This window comes from Arthrobacter sp. SD1074B, from assembly GCF_056780195.1.
In genome coordinates this window covers 2,968,068-2,983,718 of the sequence record NZ_JBRAZT010000001.1, presented here as the reverse complement: position 1 = coordinate 2,983,718, position 15,651 = coordinate 2,968,068, and the positions used below count along the sequence as shown (strand labels likewise).

Sequence of the window (15,651 nt, the reverse complement as noted above, 5' to 3'; positions counted from 1 at the left end):
GTGCAGTGCCCATCCTGAATAAAGACATGACCCTGTGTATCTCGCTCTCGGCCCGGCCGAGCAACAACGGGACCCGCTTCCACAACCATCTGTATGAGCAGCTGGGCCTGAACTGGATCTACAAGGCCTTCGCCCCCACTGACCTGGCCCAGGCCATCGCCGGGGTGCGCGGGCTGGGCATCCGCGGCTGTGCCGTGTCCATGCCGTACAAGGAGGACGTCATCGCCCTCGTGGACGTGATGGACCCGTCCGCGAAAGCTATCGATTCGGTCAACACGATCGTCAACGACGGCGGCCGGCTCACGGCCTATAACACCGACTACACGGCGATCGAGCAGCTGCTGGAGCGCAACGCCGTCCCCACCGATTATTCGGTGTGGCTGCTGGGTGCCGGCGGGATGGCGAAGGCCACTGCGGCGGCGCTGCGCGATGCCGGTTTCCGGCGGGTCACCATCATCGCCCGCAATGAGGAAGCCGGCAGGGCGCTCGCCGGACTCTATGGATTCGAGTGGCGGGCCGGTTTCCCGGCTCCCGGCTCCGGGGATGGCTCGGCCGAGCTGCTGATCAACGTGACCCCCATTGGTATGGCCGGCGGGCCGGAGGCCGACGCGCTGTCATTCCCGCAGGAGGCCGTGGAGGCCGCCAAGGCGGTGTTCGATGTCGTGGCGCTGCCCCCCGAAACTCCCCTGATCAAGGCCGCCCGGGCCGCCGGTAAGAAGGTGATCACCGGCGCGGAGGTCGCCACTATCCAGGCTTTGGAACAGTTCGTGCTTTACACCGGCATCCGGCCCAGCGACGAACAGGTCCAGGCCGCGGAAGAGTTCATGCGGGCGCAGTAAGGGACCGCGCGGGCAGGAGCACGCGCAACCGCCGGCCGGCAGGCCTAGACCGGCTGCACGGAGATGGCCACCCGTTCTTCGCCGATTCTGGTCAGGACCAGGGTTGCCGTCTTTTTGGCCGCGTTCTTGACGTTCTTGCCGCCGCCGGGGAGCAGCTGCTTGCGCAGTTCTTCCGGCGTGACCGAAGTGCCGCGCTTCTTGATGTCGAGGATGCCCACGCCGTTGTCCTTGACCCAGGCCTTGAGCGCCTTGACGTTGAACGGCATCACCTCGAGGACCCGGTACGCCCGGGCGAAGGGCGTGTCGCGCAGCTCCGGCGCGCAGATGTAGGCGATGCGTTCGTCCACCAGATGCCCGCCCAGCTGCAGTGCGACGTCGGCGACGAGCCCCGCGCGGATCACGGCGCCGTCGGGCTCGTAGAGGTACCCTTCGGCCGGACCGACGGGGGCCTCCGGGCCGGCGTGGAAGTCCTCCGTGCTGGTGAGTTCCGCCGCGCCCTGCGGGCCCAGGACCAGCGCGGCACGACGGATTCCGGGCCGGCGGACCGCATTGAACCACAGAGCCACCTCGGTGACGTCGCCGCCCACCGACACCCACTGTGCCTCGCAGTCCGCCGGCACCGAGTCATGCGGCATGCCGGGGCCCATTTTCACGCCGACGGCGCGGCCCGAGGCGGCCAGGGATTCCACGAAGGACAGCGGCGGCGAGAAGTCTTCCGGGTCCCAGAGCCGCTTGGTTCCGGAGCTGGAGGTGGTGCGGCGGGCCGGGTCCAGCCAGACGCCGTCGATCCCCTCGAGCGGCACGGCGGCAGCATCGGCATGGACCACGGTGGCATTGCGGAACGGGATCAGGTTCATCGTGGCGCAGGCGGCGGTTGTTTCGTCCAGTTCCACCGCGGTGACCTGGATGTCCAGGGACGCCAGCGCCATCGCATCGGCGCCCAGCCCGCAGCCCAGGTCCGCCACATGGGCGATCCCGGCTTCGGCGAACCGCTGCGCGTGCCGTGCCGCCACAGTGAGCCGTGTTGCCTGCTCCAGCCCCGCCCGGGTGAAAATCATCTGCCGGGCGAATTCACCGAATTTGGCTTCGGCTTTGGTCCGCAGCCGGGACTGGGTGAGCGCTGCGGAGACCAGTTCGGGGGAGTGGCCGGCCTTGCGGAGCGAGGCGTTGAGCCGGAAGGCCTCGTCCTCACGGTACGGTCCCAGCGAGGCCAGCAGCTCCCAGCCCTCCGGATTGAGGAGCGGGGCGATCTGGTCCTGCGTAGTCTCAGCCATGCAATCAAGCCTAGTTCAGGCGTGGAACCCGGGGCGCGGCGGATAGGCTGGACGGCATGGACGGCAAGGAAGAAACAGGCGACTCCGGCACGGCAGGCAACCGGGAGCAGGCGGGCGGCGAGGTCCGGGACAGCCGGGGCCTGGCCCGTTTCGCCCGTCCGGCGCTGATCGCCGGCAGCGTGATCGCCGTCGTCTGCGTAGCGTTGCTGGTCATCATCTTCTTCCTGGACGCCTTCAACGCCACCGTCTACTCCGTGGGCGGCAAGGATGTGAAGGACGCGACCGATGAGGCGCGCGCCATCCGCGACACCTACGCCGCCGCCCGGGTGGGCGGCATCATCTTCCTGGTCCTCGGGGCGGTGGCCGCCCTGGCCGGCGGCTTTGTGCTGTACCGCGAGCGGAATGCCTCCGCCCGGGTCGACGAGGACGACGACGGCCAGGACTGGGACTACGAGGACCTCGCCGGGGGATAGCCGCCCGGAGCCGCGACCCGCCCGCCGGACATGCCCATTCTTTGAGGCCGGCAGCGGGCATGCCCCACCGGGCGTTCACCAGGGACGAACTTCTGGCACTCGCCTTGACCGAGTGCTAACTCCTTACATAGAGTCGTCCTTAGCACTCTCCCTAGGCGGGTGCTAACACCTGAAGCTCACCACCGGGCCGCAGCCGGCACCGCGACGACGGTCTGCACGCCTTGGCATCACAGCTTTAAAGTCCACGAATTTGCTGACGAAAAGGAGAGGTCCTTGTCGGTCTCTATTAAGCCTCTTGAGGATCGTATTGTTGTCCGCCCGCTCGAAGCCGAGCAGACCACGGCTTCCGGCCTGGTTATCCCGGACTCCGCACAGGAGAAGCCGCAGGAAGGCGAAGTTGTTGCAGTAGGCCCCGGCCGCTTTGACGACAACGGCAACCGCGTCCCCGTCGACGTCGCCGAGGGCGACGTTGTCATCTACTCCAAGTACGGCGGAACCGAAGTTAAGACCGGCGGTGTCGAGTACCTCGTACTGTCCGCCCGCGACGTTCTGGCGATCGTCGTAAAGTAACTCCCTTGGACCCCGCGCCGCCGCTCCTTCAGATTGAACGGACGGCTGCGCGGGGTTCTGTCTTGAAAGGACAACACCATGGCAAAGCAGCTCGCGTTTAACGACGCTGCCCGCCGGTCGCTCGAAGCCGGCATCGATAAGCTCGCCAACACGGTCAAGGTGACGCTCGGCCCCCGCGGCCGCAACGTCGTGCTGGACAAGAAGTGGGGCGCCCCCACGATCACCAACGACGGCGTCACCATCGCCCGCGAAGTCGAACTGGACGACCCGTACGAAAACCTTGGCGCCCAGCTCGCCAAGGAGGTCGCCACCAAGACCAACGACGTCGCCGGTGACGGCACCACCACCGCCACCGTGCTCGCCCAGGCCCTGGTCAAGGAAGGCTTGCGCAACGTTGCAGCCGGCGCCGCCCCGGGCCAGATCAAGCGCGGCATCGAGGTCTCGGTCGAGGCCGTTGCCGCCCGCCTGCTGGAGAACGCCCGCCCGGTTGAGGGCACGCAGGTGGCCAACGTTGCCGCCATCTCCGCGCAGAGCGATGAGGTCGGCGAGCTCCTGGCCGAGGCCTTCGGCAAGGTCGGCAAGGATGGTGTGATCACCATCGAGGAGTCCTCCACCACGCAGACCGAGCTGGTCCTCACCGAGGGCATGCAGTTCGACAAGGGCTACCTGTCCCCGTACTTCGTCACGGACGCGGAACGCCAGGAAGCAGTGCTCGAGGATGCCCTGATCCTGATCAACCAGGGCAAGATCTCCTCGGTCCAGGAATTCCTGCCGCTGCTGGAAAAGGCGCTGCAGAGCTCCAAGCCGCTCTTCATCATCGCCGAAGACGTCGACGGCGAGGCCCTCTCCACGCTGATCGTCAACCGCATCCGCGGCACCCTGAACGTCGTGGCCGTCAAGGCTCCGGGCTTCGGCGACCGCCGCAAGGCCATGCTGCAGGACATCGCCACCCTCACAGGCGCGCAGGTTGTCTCCCCGGAACTGGGCCTCAGCCTGGACACCGTGGGCCTTGAGGTGCTCGGCACCGCCCGCCGCATCACCGTGACGAAGGACAACACCACCATCGTCGACGGCGCCGGTTCAGCCGAGGACGTCGCGGCCCGGGTCGCCCAGCTGCGCGCCGAGCTGACCCGCACCGACTCCGACTGGGACAAGGAAAAGCTGCAGGAACGCCTGGCTAAACTGGCCGGTGGCATCGGCGTGATCAAGGTCGGCGCTGCCACCGAGGTCGAGCTGAAGGAAAAGAAGCACCGCATCGAGGACGCAGTGTCCTCCACCCGCGCTGCCCTCGAAGAAGGCATCGTGGCCGGCGGCGGCTCAGCCCTCATCCACGCCCTCAAGGCGCTCGACGAGGATCCGGCCGTGCAGGCACTCGACGGCGACGCGGCAGCTGCCGTGGGCATCGTCCGCCGGGCCCTGACCCAGCCGCTGCGCTGGATCGCCCAGAACGCCGGCTTCGACGGCTACGTCGTCGTCGCCAAGGTGGCCGAATCCGAGGTCAACCAGGGCTTCAACGCCAAGACCGGCGAATACGAAGACCTGATCGCGGCCGGTGTCATCGATCCCGTCAAGGTCACGCGTGCGGCCCTCCGCAACGCGGCCTCCATCGCCGCGCTGGTTCTCACCACCGAAACCCTCGTGGTGGAAAAGCCGGCCGATGAGGACGAACACGCCGGGCACCAGCACTAAGGTTTCCGCGCAATAAAAGGACCGGATCAGCGTCAGCTGGTCCGGTCCTTTTTGTCGCCCACAGCTTCAGGCCGGAAATCCAGGGCTTGCGCTCGCTCGCCGTGCTGATGGTGGTCACGTACCACCACGGACCAGGCTCCTTGAGTCCACGGCTTGGGAATAGCGGGCCGGTTAGCGCCGCGGCCGCCGGGCGTCCCGGCGCAGCCTGCGCGCGGCATCGCGCGGCAGCCGCTTGGTGATGAGCCGGTAGAACAGCAGCACCGCCACCGCCGAGACCACAATCCCGGTCAGGTTCACTAGGAGCTGCAGGGCCGACCCCGCGGCCTTTTGGTACTCACCCAGCACCAGGGCCACGGCCACGAAGCCGGCGGCTGGGACGGTGGTGACGGAGATAAAGACGCCGATCAGGGCCGCCGAGCGACGGCTGATCACCGACAGCATGCCGGCAGTGCCGGCGAGCAGGGCAACAATCAGGGAATAGGGCCCCGGGTGGTAGATGAAGTCCACCGCCGAACCACGGTCCAGCGTGTCGGCGGGAAAGAGCCCCAGCGGCACGGAGAGCCAGGCGGTGAACGCCGCAGCCAGCATGGCGACGGGGAATCCCACACCGAGGGCCAGCGCCGCGCTGCGGCCCAGCCGCCACTGCCGCCGGACCAGCGCCACCGCCAGTGCGGCGAGCGGCCCGAACTCGGGCCCTACCGCCATGGCACCGACGATCGCAATCGTCGAGTCGGTAACGATCCCTATCGCGGCCAACTGGGTCGCCAAGACCAGGAACGCCAGATAACTCCACGTAAGCCGGGAGTCCTCCCCGGTCTGCCGCGACACCTCATCCCAGATCATGGCGTCCGCGCCCTCGCCCGGCGCTTCCGCGACCGCCTTGTCCGCGCGGTCGGAAAGAACCAGCTCGGGCGTCATGACCGCGATGGATCCCACGTCCTGGACGTTGAGGGCATGGAGTTTCTCGATCAGCGCCTCGACGGATTCCCGGGCCATGAACACGAGGATGACGTTGCCCGGAGGCACCACCGAGGCGCCGGGGTGCAATGCCACCTCCGCCACGCCAAGCTCCCGGGAGCAGCATTCCACCACGGCAGCGGAGAGCTCCTCCGGGACACATACCCGCACCTGCACGATCACGCGCGGCCTCCTTCGACTCGTACCAGACTAGCGGCGCAGGCGGACCAAACCGCCCGAATCCCGGCCGGAGGCGGCCCCTGGCGATTGGCAAAGAAAATTACGTTTCGGTAACATTGATGTTTTGGAAGTCGGCCTGAGAGGTCCCAAGTGTCGAACGAGCGAACCACAGCCAGCCCGCAGCACGCGGCCGCAGGTTCTCCCGCGAGCCGCAAGTCGGGCTACCGCCCGGAAGTGCAGGGCCTGCGTGCCCTAGCCGTCCTGATGGTGGTGACCTACCACGTATGGCTGGGCCGGGTCTCCGGCGGCGTGGACATTTTCCTGCTGATCTCGGCGTTCCTGATGACCCTGAGCTTTGCCCGGAAGGTGGAGAGCGGCAAACCGCTGCGCCTCCTGAGCCACTGGTTGCACTTGCTCAAGCGGTTGCTGCCCGCCGTCGTCGTGGTGGTCCTTGGCGTGCTGATCGGCACCTGGGCAATCCTGCCGGCAAGCCGGTGGCCGGATGTCCTCGACCAGGCCTGGGCGTCCCTGCTGTACAGGCAGAATTGGCTGCTCGCCGACACCGCCGTGGACTACTACGCCCAGGACCACTCGGGCGCCAGCCCGCTGCAGCACTTCTGGTCGCTCTCCATCCAGGGGCAGGTCTTCCTGTTGTGGCCCCTCGTGTTCGCCGGCGCCGCCCTGCTGCGCCGCGCCCTCCGCCGCTGGACCCGCCTCGACGAGCGCCTGCTGAACTACCGCCTGATCCTGGCCCTGGCCTTCGGCGCGATCTTCGCCGCGTCCCTGCTCTACTCCATCGAACAGACCGCCAGCAACCAGGCCTACGCCTACTTCGACACCCGGGCCCGGCTCTGGGAGTTCGCGCTGGGCTCGCTGCTGGCCCTGGCGCTGCCGTACCTGAAGCCGGGCAAGGTCCTGCGCCTGGTCCTGGGCTGGGCCGGCCTGGCCGCCATGCTCTCCTGCGGGCTGCTGCTGACCGTGGACCGTTCCTTCCCGGGATTCATCGCACTCTGGCCCACGCTTGCTGCCGCTGCCATCATCGTGGCAGGGCGGAGCGGCAGCCGTTTCGGCGTCGACCGCTTCCTGACCTGGCGGCCGCTGGTCGCCCTGGGCGATAACTCCTACGCCCTCTACCTCTGGCACTGGCCGCTGCTCGTGCTGGCCCTGGCCGGGGCCGGCCTCAGCGCGCCGAACCTGTGGCAGGGACTCGCGATCGTTGCCTCCGCTCTGGTCCTGGCCGTGCTGACCACCCGTTTCGTCGAGAAGCCGCTGCGCGAATGGCATTGGCCGCAGCGCCGCGCCTGGCGCACCGCCGTCGTCATTGCCGCCTGCGGTGCGCTGCTGGCCGGCCCGGTCACGCTCTGGCAGAGCAACATCGTGGCCGATGAAGCCGCGGCCGCGTCCCAGCCGAAGGAGCTGACCCCGGGCGCCGCCGCGCTGGCCCCGGAGAACGCCGGCAAACCGACGCCGGAAGCCAAGATCATCCCCGCCCCGGCCGCCATGAAGAACGAATGGGCCGACATTGACGGCCTCTGCACCGACGGCAACGTGCCCAGTGATCCGCTGCTCTCGGGCTGCCTGCAAAACAGCAGGCCGGACAAAGTGACGAAGAGGATCGTGGTGCTTGGCGACTCGCACGCGCAGCAGTACATGGCCGCGCTGGGACCCATCGCCAAGAGCCACGGCTGGGAAGTCGTCACCTTGCTGAAGGGAAACTGCCGCTTCGGCGGGGAGACCCCCGAGCGCGACGCCGACTGCAACGCCTTCAACAAGGCCAGCTCCGCGTACGTCCTGACGCACAAGCCCGACGCCGTCTTCACGGTCGCCTCGCTCACGCACAAGGAAGCCCCGTTTGAAACCGAGGTGCCCCGGTACCTGGAGGGCATCAAGCCGTTCACCGACGCCGGCATCGAGGTCGTCGGCATCCGCGACAACCCGCGGTTCACCATCAACATGCCCGAGTGCGTCCAGACGAAGGGCGCCGACGCTGCCGAGTGCAACGTCCCGCTGCAGGAATCCCTGGCCGCGTCCTCCCCGCTGGACGCCTACCGCGGCAAGGTCGCCCGCCTGCACCTGATGGACATGAGCGACTTCATCTGCGCGGACGGGACCTGCCCCGCCGTCGTCGGGAACGTGTACGTCTACAAGGACGACAACCACCTGACGAAGACCTACGTCCAAAGCATGATCCCGATGTTCGAGAAGCGGCTGCTCGCGGCCACCGGCTGGAAGTGAGGCGGCCGGTACCGTCCGGCGGATGCCGTTGCTCACATTCGCTGCCCGGAATATGGGGATTGCCGCCAAGGTTCTAGTATTTAGACAACACTTCTGCACAGGCCATGCCCGTAATGACGGGCTGGTCATCTGCTGCAACCCCTACCCGTGAACCCCAGAAACCCAAGGTAAGAGGCGCACTCATGACCCAGCCCGAACACGACCCCTTTGGCTTTGTTGGCCTGACCTACGACGACGTACTGCTCCTGCCCGGGCACACCAACGTCATCCCCTCCGAGGCTGACACGTCCTCGCGGATTTCCAAGCGCATCACCGTGAACACGCCGCTGCTCTCCGCCGCGATGGACACCGTGACCGAGTCGCGGATGGCCATCGCCATGGCCCGCCAGGGCGGCCTCGGCGTCGTGCACCGGAACCTCTCGATCGCCGACCAGGCCGACCAGGTGGACCGGGTCAAGCGCAGCGAATCCGGCATGATCACCAACCCGCTCACCATCGGGCCCGAGGCCACGCTGGCCGAGCTGGACGAGATCTGCTCGCACTACCGGGTCTCCGGCCTGCCGGTCGTGGACGAGGGTATGCGGCTGCTGGGCATCGTCACCAACCGCGACACGCGCTTCGTGCCGGAGTCGGATTTTCCGATCCGGCTGGTCAGCGATGTCATGACCAAGATGCCGCTGGTCACCGGGCATGTCGGCATCAGCCGCGAGGAAGCCTCGCACAAGCTCGCCACCAACAAGATCGAGAAGCTCCCGCTCGTCGACGAGCAGGGCCGGCTCAAGGGCCTCATCACCACCAAGGACTTCACCAAGGCTGAGCAGTATCCGCTGGCCACCAAGGACGATGAGGGCCGGCTGCGCGTCGGCGCCGCCATCGGGTTCTTCGGGGACGGCTGGGAACGTGCCATGGCCCTGGTCGACGCCGGCGTGGACGCCCTCTTCGTGGACACCGCCAACGGCCACTCGCAGGGTGTGCTGGACATGATCCGGCGGCTCAAGTCCGATCCGGTGGCCGCGCACGTGGACATCATCGGCGGCCAGGCGGCCACCCGCGAAGGCGCGCAGGCCCTGATCGACGCCGGCGCCGACGGCATCAAGGTCGGCGTGGGGCCGGGATCCATCTGCACCACCCGTGTGGTGGCCGGCGTCGGCGTCCCGCAGATCACCGCCATCTACGAATCGGCCAAAGCGGCCATCCCGGCCGGCGTTCCGCTGATCGCCGACGGCGGCCTGCAGTACTCCGGCGACATCGGCAAGGCCCTGGTTGCCGGTGCCGACACCGTGATGCTCGGCTCCCTGCTGGCCGGCTGCGATGAGTCCCCGGGCGACCTGATCTTCGTCAACGGCAAGCAGTTCAAGCTTTACCGTGGCATGGGGTCCCTTGGCGCCATGCAGACCCGCGGCAAGAACACTTCGTACTCCAAGGACCGCTACTTCCAGGCTGACGTCTCCGGCGACGACAAGCTCATCCCGGAAGGCATCGAGGGCCGGGTGGCCTACCGCGGACCGCTGGCCTCGGTCGCGTACCAGCTGGTCGGCGGCCTCCGCCAGACCATGTTCTACACCGGTGCCCCGACGGTCCCCGAGCTCAAGGCCCGCGGCAAGTTCGTCCGCATCACCCCTGCCGGGCTGAAGGAGTCCCATCCGCACGACATCCAGATGACGGTGGAGGCCCCGAACTACGGTTCGCGTTAATCCCCTACCTGCAGGATTCACTCAACTGACTCGCAGCAGGGGCCGTTTTGGGCGCTCATAACGGCCCCTGCAGCTAGCTGGTTGGGAAGACGCGTGTCCTAGGCTGGAGGCATGTCCGAACTCCTGCCCGCCCGCGAGCCCAAGCGCAAACTGGCGCTGCGGCCGTACGCCAGGGCGGTGGCGCAGGTGCTGCGGGTCAGTTTCCGCGCCTCGCCCGCCGCCGTCGTGATGAAAGTCGTGGGTTCGCTGATCTCGGCGCTGCTGCCGCTCGTCACCACCTACTTTGCCGCGTTGACCACGACGGCGCTGGCGGCCGCCTACGCGGGCAACGCCGCGGCCGGGCAGCAGGCCATTGTCTACGTCATCATCACGGCGGCGCTCGGCCTGTTCTGGGGAGCGTTCAGCAGTGTGGACCGCTATATCCAGCAGCTCATGAGCTTCCGGGTCGGGGCCATCGTCGGGGACCTGATGTACGAGCGGTTCCTCGCCCTGGAATTCTGGCGCTACGACGACAAAGAGACGGTGGACCTGTACGACCGGGCCAAGCGGTTCTCCGATTCCTACGCCCGGGTGCTGGACCGGATCGCCGCGATTTTCACCCAGCTCGTTTCGGTGATCCTGGCGATCGGCGCGCTGCTGCTGGTCAGCTGGTGGATCGCAGTGATCGTGCTGGTCGCGATCGTGCCCAGCGTCTACCTGCAATTCAAGCTCTCCCGCGAGCAGATTGCGCACTGGAACACGCAGGTCGATTCGCGCCGGCAGCGCCGAATGATCGAAACCAACCTGCTGCGCCCGCAGCACATCGCCGAGATGCGGCTGTACGGGATTGTCGGCTACCTGATGGGCCTCCGTTCGCGGCTCCGGGACGCGGACGAAAAGCGCCGGCTGGACTTCCAGAAGCGTTACATTCCCAAACAGCTCGCCGCCGACGCCCTGCAGTACGGGGCCGAGGTGGTCTCATTGATCTGGGTGGTGGGGCAGATCATCGCCCGCGCCCAGCCGGTGGGCCAGTTCCTCTACGTCCAGCAGATCGTCAGCCGCGCCCTCTCCACCGCCAACAGCCTGGTCTCATCGCTCAGTTCCATCGACGAGGACCTCGCGAACCTCAAGGACTACGAACTGTTCATGGCGCTGCCGGTGCACTCCGAGCACGCGCCGCCGCTGCTCCAGGCGCCCCGGACCGTGGAGCTGCGGGACATCCGGTACACGTACACCGGCAGCGACCTGGAAGTCATCAAAGGCATCTCACTGACCATCCGGCAGGGCCAGCACATTGCGGTGGTGGGGGAGAACGGGGCCGGCAAGTCCACTCTGATCCGGATCCTCGCCGGGCTCTACCGCCCGGATTCGGGCCAAGTACTGCTCGACGGCGTCGACCTCGCCGCCGTCGACGTGAAGTCCTGGCACCGCCACCTCGCGGTGCTCAGCCAGGAGTTCCTCAAATACGAATTCGCCACCGCCGCGGAGAATATTTTCTTCGGCGACGTCGATGCGCCGCGCGATGACGAACGGATCCGCCGGGCCGCAGCCGACGCGGAGGCCCTCGAGTTCATCAACAAGCTGCCCAACGGGCTGGACAACCATGTCAGCAACTGGATGGAGGATCCTCGCGGCCGAAAGGGCAGCGGGCTGTCCGGCGGCCAGTGGCAGCGGCTGGCGATGGCCCGGAACTTCTACCGGGGCGCTTCCTTTATGGTGATGGACGAGCCGACGTCGGCGATCGACGCCCTGGCCGAACACCGGATCTTTACCCGGCTCTTCGCCGACCGCAGCAGCACGATCATCGCCATCAGCCACCGGCTCGCGACGATCGAAAAGGCCGACATCGTCTACATGCTCGAGGACGGCCGGATCGTCGAGCAGGGCACGCACAAGGAACTCGTGGCCCTGCGCGGCCGCTACTTCCGGATGTTCGAATCGCAGCTCGCGGTGGATGAGGCCGAGGGGGTCTGATCCCGCCGGCCCGAGCCGCGGGACGAGCCGCGGGGCATGCCCTCCGCCGGCGACGTCCGGTGGACATAGTGGCCCTCTGCCCGCTCCCGGGCACGAAAAATGGGCATGTCCCCCCGGGAAGGGAGGCCTCCGCGGGCCCGTGGTGCGGCCAAATGCCGGGTCCGGGGCAGGGTCAAGTAAAGTGGGCACGTGACTTACGAGATTGAGATTGGCCGTGGCAAGCGTGGGCGTCGTGCCTACTCCCTGGACGACATTGCGATCGTCCCCAACCGCCGTACGCGCGATCCCAAGGACGTCTCCGTCTCCTGGCAGATCGACGCCTACAAGTTCGACATGCCGGTCATTGCCGCGCCGATGGACTCCGCGATGTCACCGGACACCGTCATTGCGCTGGGGCGCCTTGGTGGCCTCGGCGTCCTCGACCTGGAAGGCCTGTGGACCCGCTACGAGGACCCGCAGCCGATTCTGGACCAGCTCGCAGCCCTGGGAAGCGAGACCAACAGCCCGGCCGTGACCCGCCGCATGCAGGACCTCTACCAAGCCCCGATCCAGCCGGAACTGATCACCTCGCGGCTGGCTGAGATCCGCGCCGCCGGGGTTACGGTGGCGGGCTCGCTGACCCCGCAGCGCACCCAGGAGCACTACAAAACCGTGGTGGCCGCCGGCGTGGACATCTTCGTCATCCGCGGCACCACCGTCTCGGCCGAGCACGTCTCCAAGGACCACGAGCCGCTGAACCTCAAGCAGTTCATCTACGAACTCGACGTCCCGGTGATTGTCGGCGGAGCCGCCGGCTACACCCCGGCCCTGCACCTGATGCGCACCGGAGCCGCCGGCGTGCTTGTCGGCTTCGGCGGCGGGGCCACCAGCACCACCCGCCGCGCCCTGGGCATCCACTCGCCGATGGCCTCCGCCATCTCCGACGTCGCGGCCGCACGCCGGGACTACATGGACGAGTCGGGCGGACGTTACGTGCACGTGATCGCCGACGGCGGCATGGGAACCTCGGGCGACATCGTCAAGGCCATCGCCATGGGTGCAGACGCCGTGATGCTCGGCAGCGCCCTGGCCCGCGCCGAAGAGGCCCCCGGCAAGGGTTGGCACTGGGGCCAGGAGGCCCACCACCTGGAAATTCCCCGCGGCGACCGGGCCAACGTCGGTACCGTCGGACCCCTCGAAGAGGTCCTGTTCGGCCCGGGCCACCACACCAACGGCACCTCGAACCTGATCGGAGCGCTGCGCCGCTCGATGGCGACCACCGGTTACTCGGACCTGAAGGAATTCCAGCGCGTCGACGTCGTCGTCTCGCCCTACGCCGGAAACTAGGCGCTGCGCGGGCCGGCTCTGGCCCTGCCCAACCGGAGAACTTGGAAGTAGTGTGGTGCACTACGAGGTTTGATCCGGACGGAGGCGTGAGATGAACAGTTTTCCCGGTGGGGCTCCCAAGGCAGGCGGCGCACTCGGACCCCAGGAGCGCGAGGCGTCCCTGGCGGCCCTCAAGGCCACGTCGGAGCCCGGCAAGGAACTCGACATCCTGATCGTTGGCGGCGGCATTGTCGGCGCCGGCGCCGCCCTGGACGCCGTCACCCGCGGCCTGAGCGTGGGCATCGTCGAGGCCAACGACTGGGCCGCGGGAACGTCGTCGCGGTCCTCGAAGCTTATCCACGGCGGCCTTCGGTACCTGGAAATGCTGGACTTCGCCCTGGTCAAGGAGGCGCTGCACGAGCGCGGGCTGATCCTCTCGGTCCTCGCCCCGCACCTTGCCCGGCCGGTCCCGTTCCTCTACCCGCTCACGAAACGCTTCGTGGAGCGGCCCTACGTCGGCTCCGGCATCGCCCTCTATGACGCCATGTCCATCACCGGCGGGCACAGCCGGGGCGTCCCGTTCCACAAGCACCTGAGCCGGCGCGGCACCCTGCGCGCGGCGCCCAGCCTCAAGGACGACGCCTTCGTCGGATCCATCCGCTACTACGACGGCCAGGTCGACGACGCAAAATACGTCGCGAACCTCGTGCGCACCGCTGCCTACTACGGCGCGCACGCGGTGAACCAGATGGCGGTGGTGGACTTCCTGCGCGAGGGCGAACGCGTCGTCGGCGCCAAGGTGGTAGACCACGAGGACGGTACCAGCTTCAACATCCGGGCCAAACAGGTCATCAACGCCACCGGCGTCTGGACCGACGAGACGCAGGCGATGGTCACCGACCGCGGCCAGCTTAAGGTCCGCGCCTCCAAAGGGATCCACCTGGTGGTGCCGCGGGACCGTTTCCAGTCCACGGTGGGCCTGATCCTGCGGACCGAGAAATCGGTCTTGTTCGTCATTCCCTGGGGCCGGCACTGGATCATCGGCACAACCGACACCGACTGGCATCTGGACAAGGCGCACCCGGCGGCCTCCAGCAAAGACATCGACTACATCCTCGAACACGTCAACAAGGTCCTCAAGCGGCCCCTGACCCGCGAGGACGTCGAAGGCGTCTACGCCGGGCTGCGGCCGCTGCTGGCCGGTGAAAACGACTCGACGGCCAAGCTGTCCCGCGAACATGTCGTGGCACATCCGGTTCCCGGCCTTGTCGTCGTGGCCGGCGGCAAGTGGACCACCTACCGGGTCATGGCCAAGGACGCCGTGGACGAGGCGACCCGGAGCATGGACGAACGCGTCCCGCCGTCGTGCACCGAATCCATCCCGCTGCTGGGCGCCAGCGGCTTCAAAGCCGCGTGGAACAAACGCAACCGGATGGCGGAGGAGACCGGCGTCCACGTCGCGCGGATTGAACACCTGCTCAACCGCTACGGCTCCATGGCTCCGGAGGTGCTGGCGCTGATCGGCGAAAACCCCGAACTGGCCGAGCCGCTGCCCGGAGCCGACGACTACCTGGCGGCCGAGGCCGTCTATGCGGCCAGGTACGAAGGCGCCCGCCACGTCCAGGACGTACTGACCCGGCGCACCCGCATCTCGATCGAGGCCTGGGACCGTGGTGTATCCGCCGCCCCGGTAGTCGCTAAACTGATCGGTGAGGTTCTCGGCTGGAGCGATGCGCAGCGCGAGAGCGAAATCAAGCACTACCTGGCCCGGGTCGACGCCGAACGGCTGAGCCAGGAGCAGCCGGACGACGAATCCGCGGACGCCGCACGCCTGGGCGTCGAGGACATCGTTCCGCTGCGCTGACCGGGCTGCCGTCCGGCGCACCAGCAGTCGGCGTGCACCGACGACACTTCGAAGGGACACCTCTTGGCGGAACCACTGGACCGGTACGATGCCGAGCTCACCACGCCAGAGATGGTGATCCTGGAGCTGGACGCCGAGGACAAGTTCGACGCCGCCGCCCAGCTCGCGCAGCGGATGTATGAGGCCGGCCGGATCTCCGATCTTGAAGGGTTCCTTGGCCACGTCAACGCCCGCGAACACCAGCTGGCCACCGGGCTGCCCGGCGGAATCGGACTGCCCCACGCCCGCAGCGAGTTCGTCTCCCGCACCTCGATCGCGGTCGGCATTACCAAGTACGGCAAGGCGCTGGATTTCGGTGCGACCGACGGCCCGGCCACCGTCATCCTGCTGATCGCGACGCCGGCAAGCTCCTTCTCGGACCACCTGGAGGTCTTGGCCACCCTGGCGCGCTCGCTGTCCAAGGAGTCCTTCCGGGAGTCGCTCCGCCGGGCCTACGACCCTGAAGTGATCGCCGAACTGATCAACTCCAGCCTGGTGTTCTTCGACCACTAGGGTTGGCGCAGGCCCGTTCGTGTCTACTGTGTCGCCACGCAGGGACCGTGCTGCCCCACCCTGGCG

At 67.5% G+C, this 15,651-nt stretch carries 12 protein-coding genes; 10 read left to right on the top strand and 2 right to left on the bottom strand.

Annotated elements, in window-relative coordinates; translation table 11 throughout:
- The first annotated feature begins 5 nt into the window (after positions 1–5).
- The gene (locus tag ACUYM2_RS13800) at positions 6–839 is read left to right on the top strand and encodes a shikimate 5-dehydrogenase (RefSeq protein ID WP_481600572.1); all 834 of its coding nucleotides are present in this window, start codon (positions 6–8) and stop codon (positions 837–839) included.
- Positions 840–883: 44 nt separating this feature from the next.
- Here ACUYM2_RS13800 and ACUYM2_RS13795 read toward each other — a convergent pair whose 3' ends face one another.
- Positions 884–2,113, bottom strand: a complete 1,230-nt coding sequence (locus tag ACUYM2_RS13795) for a THUMP-like domain-containing protein (RefSeq protein WP_481600571.1) — start codon at positions 2,111–2,113, stop codon at positions 884–886.
- A gap of 56 nt (positions 2,114–2,169) precedes the next feature.
- Here ACUYM2_RS13795 and ACUYM2_RS13790 point away from each other — a divergent pair, with 56 nt between their 5' ends.
- The 3 genes from ACUYM2_RS13790 (at position 2,170) to groL (ending at position 4,845) form a co-directional block, all read left to right on the top strand.
- The gene (locus tag ACUYM2_RS13790; protein ID WP_481600570.1) at positions 2,170–2,586 is read left to right on the top strand and encodes a hypothetical protein; all 417 of its coding nucleotides are present in this window, start codon (positions 2,170–2,172) and stop codon (positions 2,584–2,586) included.
- A gap of 273 nt (positions 2,587–2,859) precedes the next feature.
- Positions 2,860–3,156: a co-chaperone GroES gene (groES, locus tag ACUYM2_RS13785; protein WP_307034835.1), complete on the top strand. Its 297-nt coding sequence runs from the start codon at positions 2,860–2,862 to the stop codon at positions 3,154–3,156.
- Positions 3,157–3,234: 78 nt separating this feature from the next.
- Positions 3,235–4,845 carry a chaperonin GroEL gene (gene groL, locus ACUYM2_RS13780; protein WP_481600569.1) on the top strand — a complete coding sequence of 537 codons (1,611 nt, stop codon included), beginning with the start codon at positions 3,235–3,237 and terminating at the stop codon, positions 4,843–4,845.
- Positions 4,846–5,016: 171 nt separating this feature from the next.
- On the opposite strand, the gene ACUYM2_RS13775 is transcribed toward groL, so the two are convergent.
- Positions 5,017–5,985 (bottom strand): DUF389 domain-containing protein, encoded by a 969-nt coding sequence (locus tag ACUYM2_RS13775; RefSeq protein WP_481600568.1) that lies wholly within the window; start codon positions 5,983–5,985, stop codon positions 5,017–5,019.
- Between the two features lie 147 nt (positions 5,986–6,132).
- On the opposite strand from ACUYM2_RS13775, the gene ACUYM2_RS13770 reads away from it, so the two are divergent.
- The 6 genes from ACUYM2_RS13770 to ACUYM2_RS13745 all read left to right on the top strand — a co-directional run bounded on the left by ACUYM2_RS13770 (position 6,133) and on the right by ACUYM2_RS13745 (position 15,585).
- Positions 6,133–8,217: an acyltransferase family protein gene (locus ACUYM2_RS13770; protein WP_481600567.1), complete on the top strand. Its 2,085-nt coding sequence runs from the start codon at positions 6,133–6,135 to the stop codon at positions 8,215–8,217.
- A gap of 182 nt (positions 8,218–8,399) precedes the next feature.
- Positions 8,400–9,911, top strand: coding sequence for an IMP dehydrogenase (gene guaB, locus ACUYM2_RS13765; protein WP_481600566.1), 1,512 nt, complete (start codon positions 8,400–8,402; stop codon positions 9,909–9,911).
- Between the two features lie 111 nt (positions 9,912–10,022).
- Positions 10,023–11,864 carry an ABC transporter ATP-binding protein gene (locus ACUYM2_RS13760; protein ID WP_481600565.1) on the top strand — a complete coding sequence of 614 codons (1,842 nt, stop codon included), beginning with the start codon at positions 10,023–10,025 and terminating at the stop codon, positions 11,862–11,864.
- Between the two features lie 189 nt (positions 11,865–12,053).
- Positions 12,054–13,190, top strand: a complete 1,137-nt coding sequence (locus ACUYM2_RS13755) for a GuaB3 family IMP dehydrogenase-related protein (RefSeq protein WP_481600564.1) — start codon at positions 12,054–12,056, stop codon at positions 13,188–13,190.
- Positions 13,191–13,281: 91 nt separating this feature from the next.
- Complete coding sequence (locus tag ACUYM2_RS13750) at positions 13,282–15,033, top strand: glycerol-3-phosphate dehydrogenase/oxidase (protein WP_481600563.1); 1,752 nt, start codon at positions 13,282–13,284, stop codon at positions 15,031–15,033.
- Positions 15,034–15,096: 63 nt separating this feature from the next.
- Entirely contained in the window at positions 15,097–15,585 is a 489-nt protein-coding gene (locus tag ACUYM2_RS13745) for a PTS sugar transporter subunit IIA (protein WP_481600562.1), read from the top strand.
- Positions 15,586–15,651 lie beyond the last annotated feature (66 nt).